We start from the raw sequence: 23,638 nt of genomic DNA, 5'->3' as shown, positions 1-23,638 counted from the left end.
GGCGGAGAGCGCGGGTGGGCTTCGTGCGCGGCGCAGACGCTGCTGGAACAGGAGAGATCGGCGAGCATGCCTTGGAGCAATCAGAGCGGCGGCGGTAGCGGCAACGGGGGAGGGCCCTGGGGCCGAGGCGGCGGCGGCAATGGCGGCGGGGGTGGCCCGTGGGGCGGTGGCGGCGGCGGTGGCGGCAAGACCCCGCCCGACCTCGAGGAACTCCTGCGACGCAGCCAGGACCGCCTGCGCGGCGTGCTCCCGGGCGGCTCCTTCGGCGGCGGCCGCGGCCTCCTGATCGCCGGCGGCATCGTGGTCGCCGTCTGGCTCGCGACCGGCTTCTACACCGTGGCGCCGCAGCAGGTCGGCATCGAGACGGTCTTCGGCCGCTACCTCAGCACCACCGGCCAGGGCCTGAACTACAACTTCCCGGCCCCCATCGGCGCCGTGACCAAGCCGAATGTCGGCCAGGTCAACAGCGTGCAGATCGGCTACCGCGCCGGGCTCGGCAACCAGAGCCGAACCGTCGACAAGCCCGAGGAGAGCCTGATGCTCACGGGCGACGAGAACATCGTCGACCTCGACTTCGAGGTGCAGTGGCGCATCAATCCCCTGAAGGCGTCCGACTTCGTCTTCAACCTCGAGAACCCCGAGGGCACGATCAAGGCCATCGCCGAGAGCGCGATGCGCGAGGTCGTCGGCCGTCGCAACATCCAGCCGATCCTCACCAACGAGCAGTCGAGCGTCGCCCAGGAGGTCCGCGAGATCACCCAGAAGGCCCTCGACGAGTACGGCGCCGGCGTACGCATCGAGCTGGTCCAGCTCGTCAGCGTGCAGCCTCCGCCGGAGGTGCGGCCCGCCTTCTTCGACGTGAACGCGGCGCAGCAGGATGCCGAGCGCGCCAAGAACGACGCGCGCACCTACGAGAGCCAGAAGGTGCCGCTCGCCAAGGGTGAGGCCCAGAAGATCATCCAGGCGGCGGAAGCCTACAAGACGCAGTCGACGGCCGACGCGACCGGACAGGCCGCCCGCTTCAGCCAGGTCTACGAATCCTACAAGGTCGCCCCGGTCATCAGCCGCGAGCGCATCTTCCTCGAAACGATGGAGCGGGTCCTGGGCTCGGTCAACAAGGTGATCATCGATCAGAACGGAGCCGGTGCCGGCCCGGGCGCCAGCGCGGCCGGCGTGCTGCCGGTGCTGCCGCTGACCGAGTTCGGTCCCCGCAACGCTGCCGGTGGAGTGGCCCGATGAACAACCAAGCCCTCCGCACCGGCCTGATGATCGTGGCCGCCGCCGTGGTCGTCGGCCTCTACGCCTCGGTCTTCACCGTCGGCCAGATGCAGCAGGCCCTGGTGCTCCGCTTCGGCGGCGTCCGCGCCGTCCTGAACCAGACCGGCACCGACAAGCCCGGCCTCTACTTCAAGCTGCCGTTCTTCGAGAACGTCGTCCTGTTCGACAAGCGGGTGCTCGACCTCGACCTGCCGGTCCAGACCCTGCTGACCACCGACCGCCAGAACCTCGAGGTGGATGCCTTCGCGCGCTACCGGATCATCGATCCGCTGAAGTTCTACCAGTCGGCCAACAACATCGCCCGCGCCAACACCCTGCTGGCCAGCTTCACCAACTCGGCCCTGCGCAACCTGCTCGCCCGCTCCACCCGCGACGCCATCGTCCGGACCCAGCGCGCCGAGCTGATGAACCAGATCCAGGCGGACGTGAACCGGCAGGCCAAGGAGCTCGGCGTCGAGATCGTCGACCTGCGCATGACCCGCGTCGACCTGCCGGCCCAGAACAGCTCGGCGGTCTACAAGCGCATGACGACGGAGCGCCAGCGCGAGGCGGCCGACATCCGGGCCACCGGCGAGCAGGCCGCGGTCACGATCAAGGCCAAGGCCGACCGCGACGTCACCGTGCTGCTCTCGGAAGCCAACCAAACGGCCGAGACCCTGCGCGGCCAGGGCGACGCCGACAAGAACCGGATCCTGGCGGAAGCCTACGGCAAGGACGCGGACTTCTTCAGCTTCTACCGCTCCATGCAGGCCTACGAGACCGGGCTGAAGGGCTCCGACACGCGGCTCGTGATCAGCCCGTCCTCGGACTTCTTCCGCTACTTCAGCGATCCGCAGGGCCGGACCCCGGCGACGCCGGCCGCCCGCACCCGGGCTCCGGCCGAGCCCGGGACGACGGGCAGCACCCGCTGACGAGACCCGATGACACGCCGGCGGCGGACCCTGGTTCGCCGCCGGACTCTTGATCGGGGACCGGCGCGGACGATCTAAGACCGTCCAGACACACATGAGGTCGACCATGCTTCCCGTTGCGAGCGCCGTCCGGGCGCCCCGTTCCCGAGCGCTCCAGCGCAGCCTGCGCTCCGCCCTCGCCGCCGCGGCGCTGGCGACCTCCCTCGCGGTGGCGGGCGCCCCGGCTCCGGCCTTCGCCAAGGGCCCGGAATCCCTCGCCGACCTCGCCGATCAGGTCACCGATGCGGTGGTGAACATCTCGGCCTCGACCACCGTCGATGCGCGCCCGAACACGCGTTCCGGCCCGCAGCTGCCGCAGGGGACGCCCTTCGAGGACTTGTTCGAGGAGTTCTTCAACAAGCGCGGCCAGCGCGGCGGGGGCGACCGCAGCGAAGCCGACCGGCCGAAGCCGCAGCAGCGCAAGTCGAACTCGCTCGGATCGGGCTTCATCATCGACGCCTCCGGCATCGTGGTGACGAACAACCACGTCATCGGCGACGCCAACGACATCCAGGTCATCCTGCACAACGGCACCAAGCTGAAGGCGGAGATCATCGGCAAGGATGCCAAGATCGATCTTGCGGTGCTGCGGGTGAAGCCCGAGGCGGGCAAGCCTCTGAAGGCCGTGCCGTTCGGCGATTCCGAGAAGATGCGCCCGGGCGACTGGGTCATCGCCATCGGCAACCCGTTCGGCCTCGGCGGCTCGGTCTCGGCCGGCATCGTCTCGGCGCGGGGCCGCAACATTGAGTCCGGTCCGTACGACAACTACATCCAGACCGACGCGGCCATCAACAAGGGCAATTCCGGCGGTCCGCTGTTCAACATGAACGGCGAGGTCATCGGCATCAACACCGCGATCCTGTCGCCCACCGGCGGCTCGGTCGGCATCGGCTTCGCGGTCCCGTCGAACAACGCCTCCCAGGTCATCGACCAGCTGCGCGAGTTCGGCGAGGTCCGCCGCGGCTGGCTCGGCGTGCGCATCCAGAACGTCGACGAGACCACCGCGGAGGCCCTCGACATGAAGGACGGGGTCAAGGGCGCGCTCGTGGCCGGCGTCGACGAGAAGGGCCCGGCCAAGGCCGCCGGCCTCGAGATCGGCGACGTCATCGTCAAGTTCAACGGCACGGCGGTGAAGTCGTCCAGCGACCTGCCCCGGATCGTCGCCTCGACGCCGGTCGGCAAGACGGTGGACGTGCTGGTGATCCGCAAGGGTGCCGAGACCACGAAGTCGGTCACCCTCGGCCGCCTTGAGGACACCGAGAAGCCGACGCTCGCCAGCGTCAAGCAGCCGGAGCCCGAGAGCGCCGTGCGCCAGGTGCTCGGCCTCAACCTGTCGGGCATCACCGACGAGGCCCGCAAGCGCTACAGCCTCAAGGACGGCCTCAAGGGCGTCCTCGTCACCCGCGTCGATCCAAACTCCACGGCGGCCGACAAGCAGATCAAGCCGGGCGAGGTCATCGTCGAGGTCGGGCAGGAGGCGGTGAACGCCCCGGCCGATGTCAGCAAGCGCATCGACCAGCTGAAGAAGGACGGTCGCAAGTCGGTCCTGCTCCTCGTCGCCAGCGCCAGCGGCGACGTCCGCTTCGTGGCCCTCGGGATCGACTGATCCTGCCGAGCCGCGAGACGCTCTGAAGCCGCCGCCCCAGAGGGCGGCGGTTTCGTTTCGACGGGCGGGACGCCATCCCCCCGCACCGCCTGCGCGGCGAGGCGATCCGCAGCGATTGATCTTCGTGCGTGGCGAGAAGCGGCTCAGCCCACGAATTCGGCCGAGGCATAGCCTTGGAGGTAGAGCAGGGCGGTCAGGTCGCCGTGGTCGATCCGCACCTGTGCGGCCGCCGCGACCTTGGGCTTGGCCCGGAAGGCGACGCCGAGGCCGGCCTCCCCGAGCATGTCGAGGTCGTTGGCGCCGTCGCCCACCGCCAGGGTCTCCTGGGTCTCGAGCCCGAAGCGGCTGCGCAGGGCGATCAGGGTGGCGCGCTTCGTCGCCTTGTCGACGATCGGCTCGATGACCTCGCCGGTGAGGCGGCCGTCCCGGACTCCGAGGGTGGTGGCATGGGCTTCGTCGAAGCCGATCCGGGCTGAGACCGGCCCGGTGAACAGGGTGAAGCCCCCCGAGATCAGGCAGGTATGGCTGCCATGCGCCTTCATGGTCTGCACCAGGGTGCGGCCGCCCGGCGTCAGGGTGATCCGCTCGGCGATCAGCGCGTCGATCTTGTGCACCGGCACGTCGCGCAGGAGGGCGACGCGCTCGCGCAGGGCCGGGCCGAAGGCGATCTCGCCCCGCATGGCGCGCTCAGTGATCGCCGCGACATGGTTCTTCAGGCCGATCGTGTCGGCGAGCTCGTCGATGCATTCCTGCTCGATCATGGTCGAATCCATGTCGGCCAGGAACAGGCGCTTGCGCCGGTGCGGCCCGGCGTCGAGGACGGCCACGTCGATCGGCTCGGAGGCCAGCGCCGCGCGCAGGCGGCGCGCCAGGGACGGCGCATCCGCCTCCGCGCCCGGGACCAGGACTTCGGCCGCGACCTCCCCGTGCAGGATGCGGGGCTGATGCTCGGTGCGCATCACCGCGCGGGTCTCGGCCAGGACCGCATCGGTGATGGCGGGGCGGCTCTCGTTTGCTATCAGGATCGCGACGAGGGTCATCCGGGAGCTTTCCACGCCAGTGCCGCCGGTCACGCAACGCACGCACGCGCCTCTTCTGCCGGCGGGCATCCTCATCGCAGGGCCGACCGCCTCGGGCAAGTCGGGCCTGGCCCTGGCGCTGGCCTGCGCCTTCGGCGGGGTGGTGATCAACACCGACTCGATGCAGGTCTATGCCGACCTGCGCCGGCTCTCCGCCCGGCCGAGCGCGGCCGAGGAGGAGCTCGCGCCCCACCGCCTCTACGGCCATGTCGACGGCGCGGTGAACTACTCCGCCGGGCACTTCGCCCGCGAAGCGGAGCCGCTGGTCGCCGCGCTGCGCGACGCGGGCCGCCTGCCGATCTTCGTCGGCGGCACGGGCCTGTACTTCCGGGCCCTGGAGGAGGGGCTCTCCGAGCTGCCGCCGGTGCCGGACGACGTCCGGTCCGCCCTGCGCGCGCGGGCCGAGGGGCGGGCGACGGAGGACCTTCACGCCGACCTGGCCCGACGCGACCCCGCCGGGGCGGCGGCCCTGCGCCCGAGCGACCGGGCGCGGGTGATGCGCGCCCTCGAGGTGTTCGCGGCCACCGGCCGGCCGATCGCGGACTTCCACGGGGCGCGCACGCCCGGGCCTCTGTCCGGCCTGCCGCTCCTGAAGCTGTTCCTGGCGCCCGAGCGCGAGGCCCTGCGCCGGGCCATCGATGCCCGGTTCGAGGCGATGATCGCCGAAGGGGCGCTCGGCGAGGTCGAGGCCCTGCGCGACCGGCGCCTCGACCCGCTGCTGCCGATCATGCGCGCCCACGGGGTTCCGGGCCTGATCGCCCATCTCGACGGGACGCTGTCCCGGGCGGAGGCGATCCGGCGCGGGCAGGGCGACACCCGGCGCTACGCCAAGCGCCAGTTCACCTGGTTCCGGCACCAGATGGGCACCGACTGGCTCTGGACGCCGCCCGAGGACGCCCTCGGGCGGGCGCGGGCGGCGCTGACGTCTCCGGGCCTTACTTCTCCAGGCGGGCGATGAGGGACGAGGTGTCCCAGCGCTTGCCGCCCATGCCCTGCACGTCGGCGTAGAACTGGTCGACCAGGGCGGTGACGGGGAGCTGTGCGCCGTTGCGCCGGGCCTCGGCGAGCAGGATGCCGAGGTCCTTGCGCATCCAGTCCACGGCGAAGCCGAAGTCGAACCTACCCGCGTTCATGGTCTTGCCGCGGTTCTCCATCTGCCAGGAGCCGGCGGCGCCCTTGGAGATCACCTCCAGCACGGCCTCGACGTCGAGGTTCGCCCGCTTGGCGAAGTGCACCGCCTCGGACAGGCCCTGGACCAGGCCCGCGATGGCGATCTGGTTGACCATCTTGGTGAGCTGGCCGGAGCCGGCCGGGCCCATCAGGCGGCTGGCCCGGGCAAAGCACAGGATGGCGGGCTCGACGGCCGCGTAGGTCTCGGCCTCGCCGCCGCACATCACGGTGAGCGCGGCGTTCTCGGCGCCCGCCTGTCCGCCGGAGACGGGGGCGTCGATGAAGCCGAGGCCGGCGGTCTTGGCGGCGTCGGCGAGTTCGCGGGCGACCTCGGCCGAGGCGGTGGTGTGGTCGACGAAGACCGCGCCCTTCTCCATGCCCGCGAAGGCGCCGTCCGCGCCGAGGGTGACGCTGCGCAGGTCGTCGTCGTTGCCGACGCAGGCGAAGACGATGGCCCGGCCCGTCGCGGCCTCGCGCGGGGTGGCCGCGAAGGCGCCGCCATGGGCCGAGACCCAGGCCTCGGCCTTGGCGGTCGTGCGGTTGTAGACCGTGACCTCGTGACCCTTGGCGGCGAGGTGGCGGGCCATCGGGCCGCCCATCACGCCGAGGCCCAGAAACGCGACCTTCGCCATCATCATCTCCGCTCGTATCCTGAATACGAGCGGGGTCTAGGAGCGATACTTCCGAGCGTCAAACCGATGCGGAGACTTATCCGCCGGTGACGCTCATGTGGCGCGGCACCGCGGCCGGGCGCGCCCGCTCGATGACGAAGTCGTGGCCCTTGGGCTTGCGCGCGATGGCGTCGATCACCGCCTGGGTCACCAGGGCGTCGTCCGGGGAGGCGCGCAGGGCCGCGCGCAGGTCGGCGGCGTCCTCCTGGCCGAGGCACATGTAGAGCTTGCCCGTGCAGGTCAGGCGCACCCGGTTGCAGCTCTCGCAGAAATTATGGGTGAGCGGCGTGATGAAGCCCAGGCGCCCGCCGGTCTCGGCGATGCGGACGTAGCGGGCCGGGCCGCCGGTGCGGTCGGGCAGGGGGGTCATGGTGTAGCGCTGCTCGAGCCGGGCGCGGGCCACCGACAGGGGCAGGAACTGGTCGGTCCGGTCACCCTCGATCTCGCCGAGTGGCATGACCTCGATGAGGGTCATGTCCATCCCGTCGCCGTGGGCCCAGGCGATCATGTCGGCGATCTCGTCCTCGTTGACGCCCTTCAGCGCCACGGCGTTGATCTTGACCTTGATGCCGGCCTTGCGCGCCGTCTCGATGCCGTCGAGCACGACCTTGAGGTCGCCCCGTCGGGTCACCGCGCGGAACTTGTCCGGGTCGAGGGTATCGAGCGAGACGTTGACGCGACGCACGCCGAGTTCGGCCAGCTCCGGTGCGAAGCGGCCGAGTTGGGTGCCGTTGGTGGTCATCGTCAGCTCTTCGAGGGCGCCTGTGTCGAGGTGACGGGACAGGCGCCGGAACAGGTGCATGATGTCGCGGCGGACCAGCGGCTCGCCGCCGGTGATGCGCAGCTTGCGCACGCCGCGCTGGATGAACACGGCGCAGAGCCGGTCCAGTTCTTCCAGGGAAAGCAGGTCGCGCTTGGGCAAAAACTGCATGTCGTCGGACATGCAGTAGACGCAACGCAGGTCGCAGCGATCGGTCACCGAGATGCGCAGATAGGTAATCGCCCGTTGGAACGGGTCGATCAGCGGCGCAGGTGCGACCGGGGCAGCGTCGTTGGTGGCGCGGGGACCCCACATGCGGGATTCTATGCTCTGTTGGGGTGAGGAAACGTTGGCGCGGTCGCGTGACGAACCTAGCATGGCACGTCATATGAGGTCTCGCACCCTCGCGGGCAAGTTTGCGTCGGTCGCAGGGGTCATGCAAGGCCGGTGTCCTGCAAGGCCGGTGTCATGCAAGACCGGTATCCTGCGATCCACGCGGCCGACGCGGCCGGAAGGAAGCCACCATGACTCAACAGGCTGTCGATCCGCACGCGGCCCCGGCCGCATCCGAGCGCTGGCCCACCGAGATCCGTCTCGCGGGCGACAAGCGCACGCTCAACGTCGCCTTCGAGGATGGCGGCCGCTTCGCCCTGCCGGCGGAGTATCTCCGGGTCTCGAGCCCCTCGGCCGAGGTCCAGGGGCACTCGCCCTCCGAGCGCAAGGTCGTCGGCGGCAAGCGTGACGTGGCGATCCTCAAGGTCGAGCCGATCGGCAACTACGCCGTGAAGCTGACCTTCGACGACATGCACGATACCGGGCTGTTCGGCTGGGGCTACCTCTACGATCTCGGTCGCGAGTACCGGAACCGCTGGGCGACCTACCTGTCCGAGCTCGAGGATCGGGGCTTGAGCCGCGATCCCGTCCGCCGCGCCGCGAAGCCGGCCCCCGCCCCGAGCGAGGGCGGCGGAAGCTGCGGCAGCGGCTGCGGCTGCCACTGAACCGATCGACCGCCGCCCGGAAGGCCGCCGCAGGACCCCTTCGCCATGACGCCTTCGCCATGACGCCCTCGACCAGCCCGGCGACGAGCCGGCACGTCCTCGCGCTCGCGCTGCCGATGACGCTCGCCAACGTGACGACGCCACTCCTCGGCTTCGTCGGCGCCACCGTGATCGGCCGGCTCGGCGATGCCGCGCTCCTCGGCGCGATGGCGCTGGGTGCGGTGATCTTCGACGCGATCTTCTGGTCGTTCGGCTCGCTGCGCATGGCCACCGCCGGGCTCACCGCGCAGGCGGTGGGCGCCGACGACCCGGCCGAGGTCGACCGGACCCTGGCCCGGGCCCTCGCGGCCGCCGTCGTGGTCGGGCTGGTGATCGTGGGGCTGCAGGGGCCGATCGGCCGGGCGGCCTTCTCCCTCAGCGGCGCGAGCCCCGCGGTGATCGCCGCCCTGGCGGCCTATTTCCACATCCGCATCTTCGCCGCCCCCTTCACCCTGGCGAACTACGCCATCCTCGGCTCGGTGCTGGGGCGCGGGCGCACCGATCTCGGGCTGATCCTGCAGGTCGCCATCAACCTCACCAACATCGTCCTGACCCTGGCCCTGGTCCTCGGGGCGGACATGAGCGTGGCCGGAGCCGGGCTCGCCACCCTGATCGCGGAGGCGGCCGGTGCGGGCCTCGGCCTGGTCCTGCTGGCGCGGCTCGGCTCGCGGCCCTTCGCGGTGCCGTTCCGGGTGGTGCGCGATCCCCTGGCCCTCGCCCGGATGCTCAGCGTCAATGCCGACGTGATGATCCGGACCCTGCTGCTGGTGGGCTGCATCACCCTGTTCTCGGCGCTCGGCGCCCGCTCCGGCGACGTGGTGCTGGCGGCCAACGCCGTCCTGTGGAATCTCTTCATGATCGGCGGGTTCTTCCTCGACGGCTTCGCCACCGCCGCCGAGACCCTGTGCGGTCAGGCGGTCGGGGCCCGGGACGAGGCCCGCTTCCGTCGCGCCGCGCGCCTCAGCCTGCTCTGGTGCCTCGCCTTCGGCGGCGCCATCGCGGGCGGGTTTCTCCTGGCCGGAAACGCCTTCATCGACGCCGTGACCACGAGCCCGGAGGTGCGGGCCATGGCCCGGCTCTACCTGCTGCCGGCGGCCCTGGCGCCCTTCATGGCGGCGCTGCCCTTCGCCTTCGACGGCATCTATATCGGCGCCACCTGGACCCGGGCGATGCGCAACCTGATGCTCGTGGCGAGCGCGGTCTACGGCGTGGCCCTCTTCGCCGCCCACGCGGCCGGCCTCGGCAATGGCGGTCTCTGGCTCTCGTTCCTGATTCTGCTGGCCGGGCGCGGGATCAGCCAGGCCCTGGCCTATCCCGGTCTGACGCGCCGGACCTTCCAGCAAACCGGCCAGATCCCTTTGGATAAGCGTGCGGGCGAATTCACGCCTGCGTGACGCGGCTCCGGCGCGATGCACGTCGGCATTTGGCTTTTCGGAGACGTTTAAGATCAGCAGCCTGGACCGCGCCGCAGATTTACTTGAAAGGTCAGGTAGAAGCTTAGTTTGGAATTGTTCTGATTAAGGAACGTGACGAAAAAGCCTCTTTGCTTGTTTTATCGTCTGGTCTACGCGCTAGCGACGATGCGCAAGAATCTCCGCTCCTCCCTCGCCCTGGCCCTCCTGTTCGCCGGCGCCGTCTCCCTCGGGAGCGGGGCCCAGGCGAAAGAGACGCCCATCGGCCCGCACGTGACCCAGAACGGGATCGAGGTGGGGGCGGTCTACCTGCAGCCGATCGAGATGGATCCGCCGGACATGATGCGCGCCGCAGCGGCGTCCGACATCCATCTGGAGGCCGACATTCACGCCGCGAAGGACAACCGCAACGGCTTCGCCGAGGGCGACTGGGTGCCGTCCCTGACGGTCAGCTTCGAGATCACCAAGTTGGAGGGCGAGGCGGCCACCGGGCCGAAGGTCACCGGTTCGCTGATGCCGATGGTGGCCAATGACGGCCCGCATTACGGCGACAACGTCAAGCTGTCCGGTCCCGGCCGCTATCGTCTCAAGCTCACCGTCGCACCGCCCGGTCCGCACAGCCATTTCGGCCGTCACGTCGACAAGGAGACCGGCGTCGCCGAGTGGTTCAAGCCCTTCGACCTGATCCAGGACTTCACCTTCGCGGGTATCGGCAAGAAGGGAGCCTACTGAGCCCCATGGCCGTGCTCCGCGGAACCCTGACCGTCGCCCTCGCGGCCGGTCTCCTCGCCGTCACCGGTCCGGCGCGCGCCGAGGATCTGCCGGTCATCAAGGTCGAGATGAAGGACGGGACCATCACCCCGAACGTCATCGAGGTGCCGGCCAACACCCGGTTCAAGCTCGAGATCACCAACACGGGCACCAGCCCGGTGGAGTTCGAGAGCCTGGAACTGAAGCGCGAGAAGGCGCTTGCCGCGGGCGCGACCTCCTCCATCGTGTTCCGCACCGTCGATCCCGGCAGCTACGACGTGTTCGACGATTTCCACCCCAACTCCAAGGCCACCCTGGTGGCGAAGTGAAGCGGCACCCGTAACCCTGGCGAACCCAACCGGAATGGCAGCCTCGACGTCCCTCAAGCCGCACGACGTCCGTCCGCCGCGCGAAACCCGCACGCCGGGTGGCGCCCGGGACGCCTGGATCGACGCGAAGCTCGCGGATCTCGGGCAGTGGATGCAGCGCCATGGCGGTGCGATCCGCACCATCCAGTGGGGCGTGGTCGCCGTGTACCTGGTGCTGGTCGCCGTGCCGGCCTTCCTGCCGCTGCCCGACCGCAGTGCGCACCTGTGGAACAACCTGACGGTCTTCGCCCAGTTCGCCTTCTGGGGCATCTGGTGGCCCTTCGTGCTGGTGAGCATGGTGGTGGTCGGCCGGGCCTGGTGCGGCATCCTCTGCCCCGAGGGGGCGCTGACCGAGTTTGCCAGCCGCTGGAGCCTGGGCCGCGCCGTGCCGCGCTGGATCACCTGGGGCGGCTGGCCCTTCGTGGCCTTCGCCGGGACCACGATCTACGGCCAGATGGTCAGCGTCTACGGCTACCCCAAGCCCGTGCTGGCGGTGCTGGGCGGCTCCACCGTGGCGGCGATCATCGTCGGGCTGCTCTACGGCCGCAACAAGCGGGTCTGGTGCCGCTATCTCTGCCCCGTCAACGGCGTCTTCGCGGTGCTCGCCAAGCTCGCGCCGGTGAGCTTCCAGGTCGATCACGCCGCCTGGGCGACCTCGGCCAAGCCCCGTGGGGACGCCTTCAACTGCGCGCCGCTGGTGCCGGTGAAGACTATGAACGGCGCCGGCGCCTGCCACATGTGCGGGCGCTGCTCCGGCTATCGGGGCTCCGTACGCCTCGCCCGGCGCTCTCCCACCCACGAGATCGTTCACGTGGCCGGCACCGAGCCGAGCCTCGACCAGACCATGCTGATCCTGTTCGGCATGATGGGTCTGGCCGTCGGCGCCTTCCAGTGGTCGTCGAGCCCCTGGTTCATCGACGTCAAGCAGGCCCTGGCCACCTGGCTGATCGAGCGCGGCACGACCTGGCCCCTCGAGACCACGCTGCCCTGGTACATCCTGACGAACTACCCCGAGCACAACGACGTGCTCAGCGTGCTCGATGGCGGACTCCTGCTCGGTTACATCGCCGCCGCCGCGATCGTCCTCGGCCTCTCCCTCTCGGGCCTCGTGGCCCTGGCCACCCTGGCCCTCGGCTGGTCGCGTGCCCGCTTCCACCACCTGACCCAGACCCTGATCCCGGTGGCGGGCTGCGGCGTCTTCCTCGGCCTCTCGGCCCTCACCGTCACCTTCCTGCGCGGCGACGGCATCCTCATTCCCTACGTCTCGGAGATGCGCGCCGCGCTCCTCCTCGGCACCAGCCTGTGGAGCGTCTGGCTCGCTTGGTCGGTGGCCGGCCTCTCGGCGCGGGGCCTGCGCCGCATCGGCTCGACCCTCGGCATCGCCGCCGCCTGCGCCCTCTCGGTCTCCGGCTGGGTGCTGCTGTTCTGGATCTGGTAGGGCGGCTCCCAGGGCCGCGACCGCGAACCCACGAAAAGGAATCCTCCGCATGATCGGAGCCTTCGTCATCGCCTTCCGCGAAGTCATCGAGGCGGGCCTCATCATCGGCATCGTGCTCGCCGCCACCCGCGGCATCGCCGGGCGCGGCCGCTGGATCGCCCTCGGCGTCCTCGGCGGTCTCGCCGGCGCGGCCCTGGTGGCGCTCTTCGCCGAGCGCATCTCCGATGCCTTCGAGGGCGCGGGGCAGGAGATCCTCAACGCCGCCGTGCTCATCGTCGCGGTGCTGATGCTGATCTGGCACAACACCTGGATGGCCAAGCACGGACGCGAGCTCGCGGGCGAATTGCGGGCCGCCGGCGAGGCGGTGCGCACCGGCCAGAGCACGGCCGCCGGTCTCGCGCTGGTGGTCGGCGCCGCGATCCTGCGGGAGGGCGCGGAGCTGGTGCTGTTCCTCTACGGCCTCGTGGCCTCCGGCACGTCCGGGCCGGACATCCAGTTCGGCGCCCTGGCCGGCGTCGCCGTCGGCGCGGCGACCTCCTCGGTCAGCTATTTCGGCCTCGCCGCGATCCCGACCCGCTACGTCTTCTCGGTGACAAGCGGCCTCATCGTCCTGCTGGCGGCGGGCCTGGCGGCGCAGGCTGCTCAGTTCCTCACCAATGCGGGCCTGATCACCGTGCTCGACCGGCCCCTGTGGAACACTTCCGCCGTCCTGCGGGAGGACAGCCTCGTCGGCCGCGTGCTCCACGCCCTGGTGGGGTACACCGACCGCCCCAGCGCCATGCAGGTGCTGGTCTATCTCGGCACCATCCTGGTCATGGTCGCGCTGATGCAGGTCTCGTCGGCCGGCAAGCGCCGCCAGCTCCGCACGGCCTGAGCGCCCATGCACGTCACCCACGCCGCCGACGCGCCGGCCGCCCCGGCCATCACCTTCGACGACTTCCTGGCGGTGGACATCCGCGTCGGGACCGTCGTCTCGGCCGAGCCGTTCCCCGAGGCGCGCAAGCCGGCCCTGAAGCTGGTGATCGATTTCGGGCCGGCGATCGGCACCCGGCGCTCCAGCGCACAGATCACCGAGCATTACCGGGCCGAGGACCTGCCCGGCCGCCAGGTCGCCGCCGTGGTGAACTTCCCGCCGCGCCAGATCGGCAAGTTCCTGTCGGAGGTGCTCACCCTGGGATTTGCCGATCCGCAGGGCGCCGTGGTGCTGTTCCGCCCCGATCAGGCCGTGCCGAACGGGAGCCGCCTGTTCTGAGGAGCGGGTTGCCGGACGGTCGGTTTTTCGCCATCCCTGTCCGCATGAGCGACCTCGGACACGACGAATCCGGCATCGAGTGGGACGACGGGTTCGCCGATCAGCTGATCGGCGCGACGCTCTTCGTCGGCATCACCTATCTCGACCATGACGGAACCCTGATCCGTCGCGAGCAGGTCTTCGGCCGGGTCGAGACGGTGGATGCCGAGGCCGGAATCACGATCCGGCCGTTCGACGGCGCCGCGCCCTTCACCATGGTGCCGATCCTCGAGGCCATCGAGGCGGCCGACCCCGGATCGTATCAGCTCTCCCCCGACGACCCGGTTGTTGAGAACCCCGACTACACGGTGGTGTTCAGCCTCACCGCCCCGCTCCGCCACTAGGCGCGTCGGGCTCAGCGGCGCAAGGGGGCACCCCGGGTCCAGTCGGCCAGGCGGGCGACCAGAGCCGGGCCGTCGCCGGACAGGGCGACGATCTTGAGGCGGGCGGTCTCGCCGGAGACGATCCGGATCTCGGACCGGCGGAGTTTCAGGGTCTTGGCGAGATAGGCGATCAGCGCCGCGTTGGCGGCGCCCTCGACGGGCGGCGCGGCCACCCGGACCTGCAGGGCGACCCGCCCCTCCGCATCCACCACCAGACCGTCCAGCCCATCACGGCTCGCCCGCGGTGTCAGCCGCAGGGCGAGGCGCACACCGTCCGGGGTCACCTGGTAAGGCGCGCTCATCCGTTTCCCGTCCCCGCGGATCTGATCCGGAATCGCGTCCGATCCTCCGGCCCCCAGCCCGAGATCCGCCTCGGGGGACAGGGGCGAGCCGCCTGCCTTGCGTGCGTCGCAACAAAATCGCTGGAATGCCACGCCATTCAGGCCGTATCGGGGTGTCCCGCCCAGCGTGTTGCACTAAGCTTCAGTGAAAATCACGGGAACGCCAGATGTCCGACCTCCGCTTGCGCCGCAGCGTGCTCTATATGCCCGGTTCGAACCAGAGGGCGCTCGACAAAGCAAAGACCCTGGCTGCTGACTCGCTGATCCTCGACCTCGAGGATGCCGTGGCGCCCGACGCTAAGGATGTCGCCCGCGAGCAGGTCTGTGCCGCGGTGAAGGGCGGCGGCTACGGCGAGCGCGAGATCATCATCCGCGTCAACGCCCCCCAGACGCCCTGGGGCGAGGCCGACCTCAAGGCGGCGATCCAGGCCCGCCCCGACGCGATCCTGATGCCCAAGGTGTCCTCGCCGGCCGTGCTGGAGAGCATCGCCAACCACCTCGAAGCTCTCGACGCGCCCGAGAGCATCGCCGTCTGGGCGATGATCGAGACCCCGGCCGCGATCCTTAACATCCAGGACATCGCCAAGGCGCAGCGCGACCGGCGCACCCGCCTGACCTGCTTCGTGCTGGGCACCAACGATCTCGCCAAGGACACCTGGGCCCAGCTCGTGCCCGGCCGCGTGCCGATGCTGCCCTGGATGATGTTCACCCTGGCGGCCGCCCGGGCCGAGGGCCTGACCATCCTCGACGGCGTCTGGAACGACATCGAGGATGTGGCGGGCTGCCGGGCCGAGTGCCAGCAGGCCCGCGACCTCGGCTTCGACGGCAAGACCCTGATCCATCCCAACCAGCTGGAGCCGGCCAACACCTGCTTCGCCCCCTCCGACGAGGAGGTGCGCCGCGCCCGCCTCGTCATCGAGGCCTTCGACCGCGCCGAGAATGCCAAGCGCGGCGCGATCAAGATCGAGGGTCGCATGTACGAGCGCCAGCACATCGGCATGGCCCGCCGGGCCGTGAACTGGCGGGAGGCGATCGCCGCCAAGGGGTATTGAGCGAGCCCGAGTCACCGTGGAGCCCGAGGCACCGGAGAGCCCGGATCGGTCCGGCGGCGCCGCGCCTGCGGGCGGAGGCGGCCCGATGATCGTCGAGATCCCTGGTGAGATCACCTTCTCGCGGACCTACAACATCCCGCCGATCCCGGTGCGGCTCCCCCTGATCGCCCGGGCCCGCACCCTCGGGCAGGCCGCGGTCACCGCCATCGCGTGGGGCCTGATGATGCCCACGCTGGTGCTGTTCGTGATGCTGCTCTGGTACGCCGCAGTCGCGGCCGATTCCGGCGGATCGACGCTGGTCCTGGGCGCCCTGGCATTCCTGCTGCTCTGTTTCATGCCGCGGGCGCTGTTCGGTCTGGAAGACTTCACCCGCGCCGGGCCGACCCTCGTCGTCGATGCCGACGGCGTCACCGACGGGCGTTCCGGCCAGACGATTCGCTGGACGGACGTGGCGGCGGCGCGCCTCGTCCGGGGCAAGGCCGCGTCCGTTCGCCTGAGCCTGCGGACGCCCCTTCCGCCACGACCCCTGTTCGATCGTGGGGGCACCGGCCTGCTCGGGCGTCGCGCGCCGGACGCATACACCGTCGACATCACCCACCTCGACGTCCGCCAGCACGTGCTCGGCCAGACGATGCTCGCGCGCGTCGTCGCCCATGGCGGGCGGGTGGAGCGCTGAGCGCCCTCCCGGAGCGTTCTCCCGGAGCGCCCGGCGCAGCAGGGCAGGGCTGCGTCCGGACCCCCGGGCGGAACACCCTCCGGCGCTGCCGCTTGTCCCGGCTGAACCCGGCGCCGCCGCGCGCTGCGCCCCAGCCAGGACATTGACGACCGCATGAGCCCGATCCTCGCGCCCTTCACCCTGGGCGATCTCACCCTGAAGAACCGCGTCGTGATGGCGCCGCTCACCCGCAGCCGCTCCTCCACCGAAGGGGTGCCGCCGGATTTCGCGGTGGACTATTACGCGCAGCGTGCCAATGCTGGCCTCATCATCAGCGAGGCCACCAACATCTCGCCCCAGGCCGTCGGCTACGCCTACACCCCCGGCATCTGGAGCGACGCACAGGTCGAGGCCTGGAAGCCGGTCACCGCCGGCGTCCACGCCAACGGGGGCCTGATCTTCCTGCAACTCTGGCACACCGGCCGGATCTCGCATCCCGACGTGCAGCCGGACGGACAGCTGCCGGTGGCACCCTCGGCGCTCAAGCCCGAGGGCACGGCCTTCACGGAATCCGGCATGCAGCCCCACGTCACGCCGCGGGCGCTGGAAACGGACGAGATCCCGGGCATCGTCGAGGATTACCGCCGGGCGGCCGAGAACGCCAAGCGGGCCGGCTTCGACGGCGTCGAGATCCACTCGGCCAACAACTACCTGCTCGAGCAGTTCGTGCGCGATTCCACCAACCACCGCACCGACCCGTACGGCGGCTCGATCGAGAACCGCCTGCGCTTCCCGCTGGCCGTGGTGAAGGCGGTGACGGAGGTCTGGGGCGGCGGTCACCGCGTCGGCATCCGCCTGTCGCCCGCGACCACCGAGCCCGGCAAGACCCCCCTCGACAGCGACCCGAAGGCGACCTTCGGCGCCTACGTGGAGGCCCTTAACGCCTTCGGCCTGCTCTACGTCCACACCATCGAAGGGGTGACGCAGCAGACCCGCGACGTCCCGGACTCGGTGGATTTCGGCCAGATCCGCGAGCGCTTCAAGGGCGCCTATATCGGCAACAACCAGTACACCCTGGAACTGGCCGAGAAGGACCTCGCGGCCGGCCGCGCCGACCTCTTCAGCTTCGGCCGCCCCTACATCGCCAACCCGGATCTCGTGCAGCGGATGGCGAGCGGAGCGCCCCTGGCCGAGGCGCCCAAGCCCTACTGGTACGGCGGCGGCGCCAACGGCTACTCGGACTGGCCGGGCATGAACGGCCCGGTGGCGATCAAGCGCTGAGCGGAGCGTTCACTTCCCTTCACGGGGGGAGCCGGGGTGGGCGTGATCGGGTGCCCCTCCGGTCGTGAGGGCGGCGGTCGCACCGACACGCCGCTCTGCCCCCGACACGGTCACGCGCATGGCAACCGGCGCCACCGCTTTATCGCGGGGCACGGCCGGCGAGCCTCGACCCGAAGGGGCGCGCCTGCGGCCTGCAAGCCAGGGCCGCCGGCAGCGCCGGATCTTACCCGGTCGGCGGTTCTGGATCCCGGGCTCCGCTGCGCGGCCCCGGGATGACCGAGGGCGGATCCGAGCCTTTCGGCAGGCCTCTCGGCGCCTGTCGATACCCCTGGCGCGAGGGCGCTTACCCGTGCAGGTGCGCCAGCACCGCATCCCCGGCCGCGCTGGCGGCGTAGCGGGTGCGCTGGGTCCGCGGATTGCGGTCCTGCAGGGCGAGGAGGCCGGCATCGCCCGCCAGCGTCTCGACGGCGCGCAGCACCAGCGCGTGCTCCAGGCCGAAGACGCGGGCGAAGCTGCGGCTGTCGCGGGCGAGGTCGAGGTGGAGGGCGGCGAGGATGCCGGCCTCCAGGGTCGAGAGGCCGGGCTGGAGGGCGGCCACCGAGTCGGTGACGGCTAGGAAGGTCTCCGCGTCGGCCGGCGGTTCGCTCATGCGGCGGCCGGGGCGCGCAGGCGCACCAGCACCGACTTCGAGGTCGGCGTGTCACTGCCCTCACCGAAGGTGGACAGCGGCACGAGGACGTTGAGCTCCGGGTAGTAGCCGGCCAGCGATCCGCGCGGCATGTCGAAGGGCACCATGCGGAAATCCTCGGCCACCCGGGTCACGCCGTCGGCATGGGTGCCGACGATATCGACCCGGTCGCCGGTCCGGGCCCGGATCTCGGCCAGATCGTCCGGATGGGCGAACACCACGCGGCGCTCGCCGTAGACGCCCCGGTAGCGGTCGTCGAGGCCGTAGATCGTGGTGTTGTACTGGTCGTGGCTGCGGAAGGTCTGGAGCACGAAGGTGTCCGCCGCGCGCTTCGCCTGCTGGTGCTCCGTCGCCTCCGGAAGCGGATCGGCGGAGAAGTTGGCGCGGCCGGTCGGCGTCTCGAAGCTGCGCTCGGCGGCGAGATTCCGCAGCATGAAGCCGCGCGGGCGCCGGACACGCAGGTTGTAGCCGGTGAAGCCCGGGATCGTGCGCTCGATCAGGTCGCGGATCCGATCGTAATCGTCGGAGAGGGCGGCCCAGTCGACCCGCTCGGAGCCGACCGTCGCCGCAGCCATGCCGGCGATGATGCCGATCTCGGAGCGCAGTTCGGCGGAGGCCGGCTTGTTGATGCCGCCCGAGCCGTGGACCATGCTCATGGAATCCTCGACCGTGACGATCTGGGTCTTGCCCTTCGAATTCCGGTCGATCTCGGTGCGGCCGAGGCAGGGCAGCAGGTAGGCCACGCGGCCCGGGACGAGGTGCGAGTGGTTGAGCTTCGTCGCGATGTGGACGGTGAGTTCGCAGGAGGCCAGGGCCTTGGCCACCAGGGTGGTGTCCGGGGTCGCGCGGGCGAAGTTGCCCCCGAGCCCGATGAAGGCCTTCGAAGACCCGTCGAGCATGGCCCGGATGGCGGCGAGCACGTTGTGGCCGTGGGTGCGCGGGGCGGTGAAGCCGAACTCGTGCTCCAGGGCGTCGAGGAGGGCGGCCGGCGGCTTCTCGTTGATGCCGACGGTGCGATCCCCCTGCACGTTGGAATGGCCGCGCACGGGGCACAGGCCGGTGCCGGGGCGGCCGACATGGCCGCGCAGGAGCATGACGTTGGCGAGTTCGCGGATGGTGGCCACCGAGTGGCGGTGCTGGGTCACGCCCATCGCCCAGGTGCAGATCACCTTGTCGGCTGCGAGGTAGACCTCGGCCGCGACCTCGAGGTCGGCCCGGGTCAGGCCGGACTGATCCTCGATGGTGTCCCAGCCCGTGGCGTCCACGGCGGCCCGGTAGGCCTCGTAATCCGCGGTGTGGTTGCGCAGGAACGTACGGTCGAGCAGCGACGGCTTTCCGGCCGCGCGCGCCGCATCGTCGGCCGCGAACACCGCCTTGGCGATGCCGCGGAACGCCGCCATGTCGCCGCCGAGGCGCGGCTGGTAGTAGTGGCTCGCCACCGGCGCGCTGGCGCCGCGCAGCATCTCCACGGTGTTCTGGGGGTCGGCGAAGCGCTCCAGCCCGCGCTCGCGCACGGGGTTGAACACCACGACCTTCGCGCCGCGCTGGGCCGCGCGCCGCAGGTCGCCGAGCATGCGCGGATGGTTGGTGCCGGGGTTCTGCCCGACCACGAAGATCGCGTCGGCCTTCTCGAAATCCTCCAGCAGCACGGTGCCCTTGCCGACGCCGATGGCCGCCTGGAGGGCGATGCCGCTGGCCTCGTGGCACATGTTGGAGCAGTCGGGGAAGTTGTTGGTGCCGTAGTGCCGGGCGAAGAGCTGGTAGAGGTAGGCGGCCTCGTTGGAGGCGCGGCCCGAGGTGTAGAACTCGGCCTGGTCCGGGTGATCGAGGCCGCGCAGGGTGGCGCCGATCTCCGCGAAGGCGGCGTCCCAGGTGGTGACGACGTAGCGGTCGCTCGCCGCGTCGTAGCGCATCGGATGCGTGAGGCGGCCCTCGCCCTCCAGGGCGTAGTCGGTCCAGCCGCGCAGCTCGGTCACGGTATGCCTGGCGAAGAATTTCGGCGGGGTGCGCTTGTCCGTGGCTTCCCAGGACACCGCCTTCACGCCGTTCTCGCAGAACTCGAAGGAGGAGCCGTGCGCCGGATCCCCCCAGGCGCAGCCTGGGCAGTCGAAGCCGTCGGGCTGGTTGGCCTTCAGCATGGCACGGGCGCCCGACAGCGGCGCCCGGCTTCCCAGCAGGTGCTTGCCGCAGCTTTTCAGGGCCCCCCAGCCGCCAGCCGCGGAGGAGCGCTTCGGGGACGCGACCGGATGATCCATGAAGGGGTCCTGAGGGGCAGGGCTCGCGCGGCCGACGATCGGTCGCGAAGCGGAGCAGTCTCGCTTCAGCGATATCGCGATGCACCGTTCGCGCTCAATCGCGTGAAAACGCAGGCCAGTCATGCCGTTAGGGGTACCATGCGTTTTTTGCAGAGCCGATGAAGAGTGGGTTAAAACCGTTCCAGGCCGCGATGCGAAACATCAGGTGCTCGATCCCGAGGGCCGCGCTCTGGCGGAGGGCCGGCTGATCGCCTAACCCTCGCCCCGGATCGCGGCGGGGACGCGTGGCAGGCGGGAGCGCGGGAGATGAAGACGCCGGTGAGGATCTTCGCGGCGGCGGCCGTCGCTCTCGCGGTCGGCCTCGCGGTGATGGCGCATGATCGGCAGATGGGGGCCGAATGGGCCGTGTCCGCCGAGCAGATCGCCGACGCTCAGGCCTACGGAAAGCCCGGCGTGGAACTACCGCCGGGTCACATGGTGACCGAGCCCCAGCGCAGCGAGGGCGCGGAACGGCTTCCCCTGAAGTGGATCCTCCTCGGCCTGGCGGCCGGCGGCGCCGTGCTGGCTGGGACGGGCCACCGGCGCGAGCCGTCCCGGAAACCGGAGGGGCGCGAGCCGTCCCGGAAACCGGAGGGACGGCGCTGACGCCCGGCCCCTGTCGCCTGCCGGGCACACCGGCCTGAAAACCCGCCGCGGCCATTGACGCCGCAGCCGCCGATCGGGCCTCCTGACCCCCGACGGTTCCTCTTTATCGAGGATCAAAAGGGAACGCGGTGAGGGCGAGCGGCGGTGACCCGCGAGCCAGGAGACCTGCCGTCAGTCGTGGTCACACGCGAAACGCATCGGGCGGGGTGTCCTGGTGGGTGTCGGGGGTGGATGCCGCATGGCATCCGCGCCGGCCTCGTTCGCGGTGACGTGCCACCGACGTCGCCCGAGGTCCCATGTCGTCCTCTGATTTTTGTTCGCCCTCACGTTCTCGTTCGCCCTCTCGTTCTCGATCGTCTCGGCGTTTTCGCGCGTTTCGCCGTTCACGGCTTTCCCGCCGATCCTGGCTCCTCGCCGCCTGCGCCGGTCTCGCCCCCTACGGCGCCGGGATTCCCGACGCCGACGCCCAGAGCGCGCAGGCGGATCTCGCCGAGTTGTCCGTGACCGCGGAGGCACCGGCGGGCGGCGGGCGTGGGCCGGCCGCCAATGCGGGGTATGTCGGCGGCGTCACCGGCATCGGCGGCGGCCTCCGGACCGTCGATGCGGCGAGCGCCGGCGTGATCTCGGGTGCGGCGCTGAACAGCCGGCCGATCACCCGGCCCGGCGAGGTGCTGGAGAGCGTGCCCGGCCTCATCGTCACCCAACATTCCGGGGAGGGGAAGGCCAATCAGTTCTTCCTGCGCGGGTTCAACCTCGACCACGGCACCGACATCGCCATCGCGGTGGACGGCATGCCGGTGAACATGCGCACCCACGCCCACGGCCAGGGCTATGCCGATCTCAACTTCCTGATTCCCGAGCTCGTCGGCGCGGTGGCGTTCCACAAGGGGCCGTACTTCGTCCGCGACGGCGACTTCGCCTCGGCCGGCTCGGTGCGGATCGACTATCTCGACACGGTGGAGCGCAACCTCGCGCTGACCTCGCTCGGCAGCTTCGGCTACAAGCGCGCCCTCAGCATCGCCTCCGCGCCCCTCGGCGAAGGCCGTCTGCTCGTGGCCGGCGAGGCCCAGACCTATGACGGCCCCTGGGACGTGCCGGACCGCCTCGCCAAGCTCAACGCCGTCGTGCGCTACAGCCAGGGGACGGCCCTCGACGGCTTCGCGCTGACGGGAATGGCCTACTGGGCCAGGTGGAACGCCACCAACCAGATCCCCGAGCGGGCGGTGGCGGAAGGCCTGATCGGCCGCTTCGGCTCCCTGAATCCCACCGATGGCGGCGACACCGGCCGCTTCTCCCTCTCGGGCCGCTGGAGCCGGACGAGCGACGCCGGGATCACCCGGGCGAGCGCCTACGTCATCCGCTACGGCATGAACCTGTTCAACGACTTCACCTACTTCCTCAACGATCCGGTGAACGGCGACCAGTTCCGCCAGCGCGACAGCCGCGTGCTCGGCGGCGGGGAGGTCAGCCATACCGTCCAGGGCAGCCTGTTCGGCGTGGCCATGGAGAACGAGATCGGCCTCCAGACCCGCACCGACAGCATCCGGGTCGGCCTGTTCAACACCACGAACCGGCAGTACCGCTCGACGGTCCTGGACGACCGGGTGCTGGAGGCAAGTGGAGCGTTCTACTACGAGAACCGCCTGCGCTGGACCGACTGGCTGCGCACCAGCGTCGGCTTCCGCGCCGATACCTATTACGCCGACGTGGTGTCCGATACGGCGGCGAATTCCGGCACGGCGCGCGACAGCATCGTCAACCCGAAGCTTGGCCTCGTGCTGGGCCCGTGGTTCGACACCGAGCTGTTCGTGAACTACGGCGGCGGCTTCCACTCGAACGACGCCCGCGGCGTCACCGCCACGGTGGATCCGACCAGCCCCCTGTTCACCATCAGCCGGTCGCCCTTCCTGGTGCCCTCGACGGGATCGGAGATCGGCCTGCGCAACCGCAGCATAGCCGGGCTGGAGACGGCCGTGACGCTGTTCCAGCTCGATTTCGCGTCCGAGAACCTGTTCCAGGGCGACAGCGGCACCACCGAGCCGAGCCGTCCCACCCGCCGCTTCGGCATCGAGTGGACCAACCGCTACGCGGTGACGCCCTGGCTCTCCCTCGAGGGGGACCTGACGGTGACCCATGCGCGCTTCGCCGACCGCGACCCCGTCGGCGACCGGGTCCCGGAGGCGCCGACCACCATCGCCTCGGCCGGGTTCACCGTCGGCGAGGGGCCGGGCTGGTTCGGATCGATGCGCCTGCGCTACTTCGGGCCGCGGCCGCTGATCGAGGACAATTCCGTGCGCTCGCGCCCGACCGCACTCGTGAACGGCCGGGTTGGCTACAATTTCGACAACGGGGTCAGCCTGTCCCTCGACGTCCTGAACCTGACCAACGCCAAGGCCGACCAGATCACCTACTTCTACGCCTCGCGCCTGCCCGGCGAGGCGGCGGACGGCGTCGCGGACCGGCACATCCACCCCGTCGAGCCGACCGCTCTGCGCCTGACCCTGGCGGGGCGGTTCTAGGCCCCGCGC

At 70.5% G+C, this 23,638-nt stretch carries 23 protein-coding genes and 1 riboswitch; of the genes, 17 read left to right on the top strand and 6 right to left on the bottom strand.

Features of this window, described 5'->3' with window-relative positions:
* Nucleotides 1-66: 66 nt before the first annotated feature.
* The 3 genes from hflK to ASF58_RS19715 all read left to right on the top strand — a co-directional run bounded on the left by hflK (nt 67) and on the right by ASF58_RS19715 (nt 3,834).
* A complete protein-coding gene (hflK, locus tag ASF58_RS19725; RefSeq protein ID WP_055956462.1) occupies nt 67-1,239 on the top strand; it encodes an FtsH protease activity modulator HflK in 1,173 nt (390 codons plus the stop codon).
* Nucleotides 1,236-2,189 (top strand): protease modulator HflC, encoded by a 954-nt coding sequence (gene hflC / locus ASF58_RS19720; protein WP_055956460.1) that lies wholly within the window; start codon nt 1,236-1,238, stop codon nt 2,187-2,189. The genes hflK and hflC overlap by 4 nt, the downstream gene beginning before the upstream one ends.
* A 106-nt stretch (nt 2,190-2,295) precedes the next feature.
* Entirely contained in the window at nt 2,296-3,834 is a 1,539-nt protein-coding gene (locus tag ASF58_RS19715; protein ID WP_055956457.1) for a DegQ family serine endoprotease, read from the top strand.
* Nucleotides 3,835-3,977: 143 nt separating this feature from the next.
* On the opposite strand, the gene serB is transcribed toward ASF58_RS19715, so the two are convergent.
* On the bottom strand, nt 3,978-4,874 hold the full coding sequence (serB, locus tag ASF58_RS19710; protein WP_055956454.1) for a phosphoserine phosphatase SerB: 897 nt from the start codon (nt 4,872-4,874) through the stop codon (nt 3,978-3,980).
* A gap of 19 nt (nt 4,875-4,893) precedes the next feature.
* On the opposite strand from serB, the gene miaA reads away from it, so the two are divergent.
* On the top strand, nt 4,894-5,871 hold the full coding sequence (miaA, locus tag ASF58_RS19705) for a tRNA (adenosine(37)-N6)-dimethylallyltransferase MiaA (protein ID WP_055956450.1): 978 nt from the start codon (nt 4,894-4,896) through the stop codon (nt 5,869-5,871).
* Here miaA and ASF58_RS19700 read toward each other — a convergent pair.
* Both ASF58_RS19700 and moaA read right to left on the bottom strand, forming a co-directional pair.
* Complete coding sequence (locus ASF58_RS19700; RefSeq protein ID WP_055956606.1) at nt 5,849-6,715, bottom strand: NAD(P)-dependent oxidoreductase; 867 nt, start codon at nt 6,713-6,715, stop codon at nt 5,849-5,851. The genes miaA and ASF58_RS19700 overlap by 23 nt on opposite strands.
* A gap of 76 nt (nt 6,716-6,791) precedes the next feature.
* A complete protein-coding gene (moaA, locus tag ASF58_RS19695; protein ID WP_055956447.1) occupies nt 6,792-7,829 on the bottom strand; it encodes a GTP 3',8-cyclase MoaA in 1,038 nt (345 codons plus the stop codon).
* A gap of 209 nt (nt 7,830-8,038) precedes the next feature.
* Between moaA and ASF58_RS19690 the strand changes: the two genes are divergently transcribed.
* The 8 genes from ASF58_RS19690 to ASF58_RS19655 all read left to right on the top strand — a co-directional run bounded on the left by ASF58_RS19690 (nt 8,039) and on the right by ASF58_RS19655 (nt 14,154).
* On the top strand, nt 8,039-8,512 hold the full coding sequence (locus ASF58_RS19690; RefSeq protein WP_055956443.1) for a DUF971 domain-containing protein: 474 nt from the start codon (nt 8,039-8,041) through the stop codon (nt 8,510-8,512).
* 59 nt (nt 8,513-8,571) lie between these two features.
* The gene (locus ASF58_RS19685; RefSeq protein WP_055956440.1) at nt 8,572-9,945 is read left to right on the top strand and encodes an MATE family efflux transporter; all 1,374 of its coding nucleotides are present in this window, start codon (nt 8,572-8,574) and stop codon (nt 9,943-9,945) included.
* Between the two features lie 186 nt (nt 9,946-10,131).
* Nucleotides 10,132-10,695 (top strand): iron transporter, encoded by a 564-nt coding sequence (locus tag ASF58_RS19680; protein WP_055956604.1) that lies wholly within the window; start codon nt 10,132-10,134, stop codon nt 10,693-10,695.
* A 5-nt stretch (nt 10,696-10,700) separates the two neighbouring features.
* Nucleotides 10,701-11,042 carry a cupredoxin domain-containing protein gene (locus ASF58_RS19675; RefSeq protein ID WP_055956437.1) on the top strand — a complete coding sequence of 114 codons (342 nt, stop codon included), beginning with the start codon at nt 10,701-10,703 and terminating at the stop codon, nt 11,040-11,042.
* A 34-nt stretch (nt 11,043-11,076) separates the two neighbouring features.
* The gene (locus ASF58_RS19670; RefSeq protein WP_082513187.1) at nt 11,077-12,519 is read left to right on the top strand and encodes a 4Fe-4S binding protein; all 1,443 of its coding nucleotides are present in this window, start codon (nt 11,077-11,079) and stop codon (nt 12,517-12,519) included.
* A gap of 49 nt (nt 12,520-12,568) precedes the next feature.
* On the top strand, nt 12,569-13,393 hold the full coding sequence (locus ASF58_RS19665) for an FTR1 family protein (RefSeq protein WP_055956433.1): 825 nt from the start codon (nt 12,569-12,571) through the stop codon (nt 13,391-13,393).
* A 6-nt stretch (nt 13,394-13,399) separates the two neighbouring features.
* Nucleotides 13,400-13,771: a tRNA-binding protein gene (locus ASF58_RS19660; RefSeq protein WP_055956431.1), complete on the top strand. Its 372-nt coding sequence runs from the start codon at nt 13,400-13,402 to the stop codon at nt 13,769-13,771.
* A gap of 44 nt (nt 13,772-13,815) precedes the next feature.
* Nucleotides 13,816-14,154, top strand: a complete 339-nt coding sequence (locus tag ASF58_RS19655; RefSeq protein ID WP_055956428.1) for a hypothetical protein — start codon at nt 13,816-13,818, stop codon at nt 14,152-14,154.
* Between the two features lie 11 nt (nt 14,155-14,165).
* Here ASF58_RS19655 and ASF58_RS19650 read toward each other — a convergent pair whose 3' ends face one another.
* Nucleotides 14,166-14,495 (bottom strand): DUF167 family protein, encoded by a 330-nt coding sequence (locus ASF58_RS19650; protein ID WP_055956425.1) that lies wholly within the window; start codon nt 14,493-14,495, stop codon nt 14,166-14,168.
* 206 nt (nt 14,496-14,701) lie between these two features.
* On the opposite strand from ASF58_RS19650, the gene ASF58_RS19645 reads away from it, so the two are divergent.
* The 3 genes from ASF58_RS19645 to ASF58_RS19635 all read left to right on the top strand — a co-directional run bounded on the left by ASF58_RS19645 (nt 14,702) and on the right by ASF58_RS19635 (nt 17,522).
* Nucleotides 14,702-15,586 (top strand): CoA ester lyase, encoded by an 885-nt coding sequence (locus tag ASF58_RS19645; RefSeq protein ID WP_055956422.1) that lies wholly within the window; start codon nt 14,702-14,704, stop codon nt 15,584-15,586.
* Nucleotides 15,587-15,671: 85 nt separating this feature from the next.
* Entirely contained in the window at nt 15,672-16,262 is a 591-nt protein-coding gene (locus ASF58_RS19640) for a hypothetical protein (protein WP_055956419.1), read from the top strand.
* Nucleotides 16,263-16,415: 153 nt separating this feature from the next.
* Nucleotides 16,416-17,522 carry an alkene reductase gene (locus ASF58_RS19635; RefSeq protein WP_055956416.1) on the top strand — a complete coding sequence of 369 codons (1,107 nt, stop codon included), beginning with the start codon at nt 16,416-16,418 and terminating at the stop codon, nt 17,520-17,522.
* A gap of 343 nt (nt 17,523-17,865) precedes the next feature.
* Here the strand turns inward: ASF58_RS19635 and ASF58_RS19630 are convergent, their stop codons facing one another.
* Both ASF58_RS19630 and ASF58_RS19625 read right to left on the bottom strand, forming a co-directional pair.
* Nucleotides 17,866-18,171, bottom strand: a complete 306-nt coding sequence (locus tag ASF58_RS19630) for a hypothetical protein (protein ID WP_055956413.1) — start codon at nt 18,169-18,171, stop codon at nt 17,866-17,868.
* Nucleotides 18,168-20,465 carry an FdhF/YdeP family oxidoreductase gene (locus tag ASF58_RS19625; protein WP_055956410.1) on the bottom strand — a complete coding sequence of 766 codons (2,298 nt, stop codon included), beginning with the start codon at nt 20,463-20,465 and terminating at the stop codon, nt 18,168-18,170. Before ASF58_RS19625 ends, ASF58_RS19630 begins: the two co-directional genes overlap by 4 nt.
* A 306-nt stretch (nt 20,466-20,771) precedes the next feature.
* Here ASF58_RS19625 and ASF58_RS19620 point away from each other — a divergent pair, with 306 nt between their 5' ends.
* Nucleotides 20,772-21,110, top strand: a complete 339-nt coding sequence (locus ASF58_RS19620) for a hypothetical protein (RefSeq protein ID WP_244477404.1) — start codon at nt 20,772-20,774, stop codon at nt 21,108-21,110.
* Nucleotides 21,111-21,186: 76 nt separating this feature from the next.
* Nucleotides 21,187-21,298: riboswitch (cobalamin riboswitch) on the top strand.
* Nucleotides 21,299-21,610: 312 nt separating this feature from the next.
* Nucleotides 21,611-23,629 carry a TonB-dependent receptor gene (locus tag ASF58_RS19615; RefSeq protein ID WP_082513195.1) on the top strand — a complete coding sequence of 673 codons (2,019 nt, stop codon included), beginning with the start codon at nt 21,611-21,613 and terminating at the stop codon, nt 23,627-23,629.
* Nucleotides 23,630-23,638: the final 9 nt, after the last annotated feature.

It is taken from the genome of Methylobacterium sp. Leaf125 (genome assembly GCF_001423085.1).
In the GTDB taxonomy this organism is placed as follows: Bacteria; Pseudomonadota; Alphaproteobacteria; order Rhizobiales; family Beijerinckiaceae; genus Methylobacterium.
Note: the sequence above shows the minus strand (reverse complement) of the source record. Positions and strands in the feature narration are given on the sequence as shown.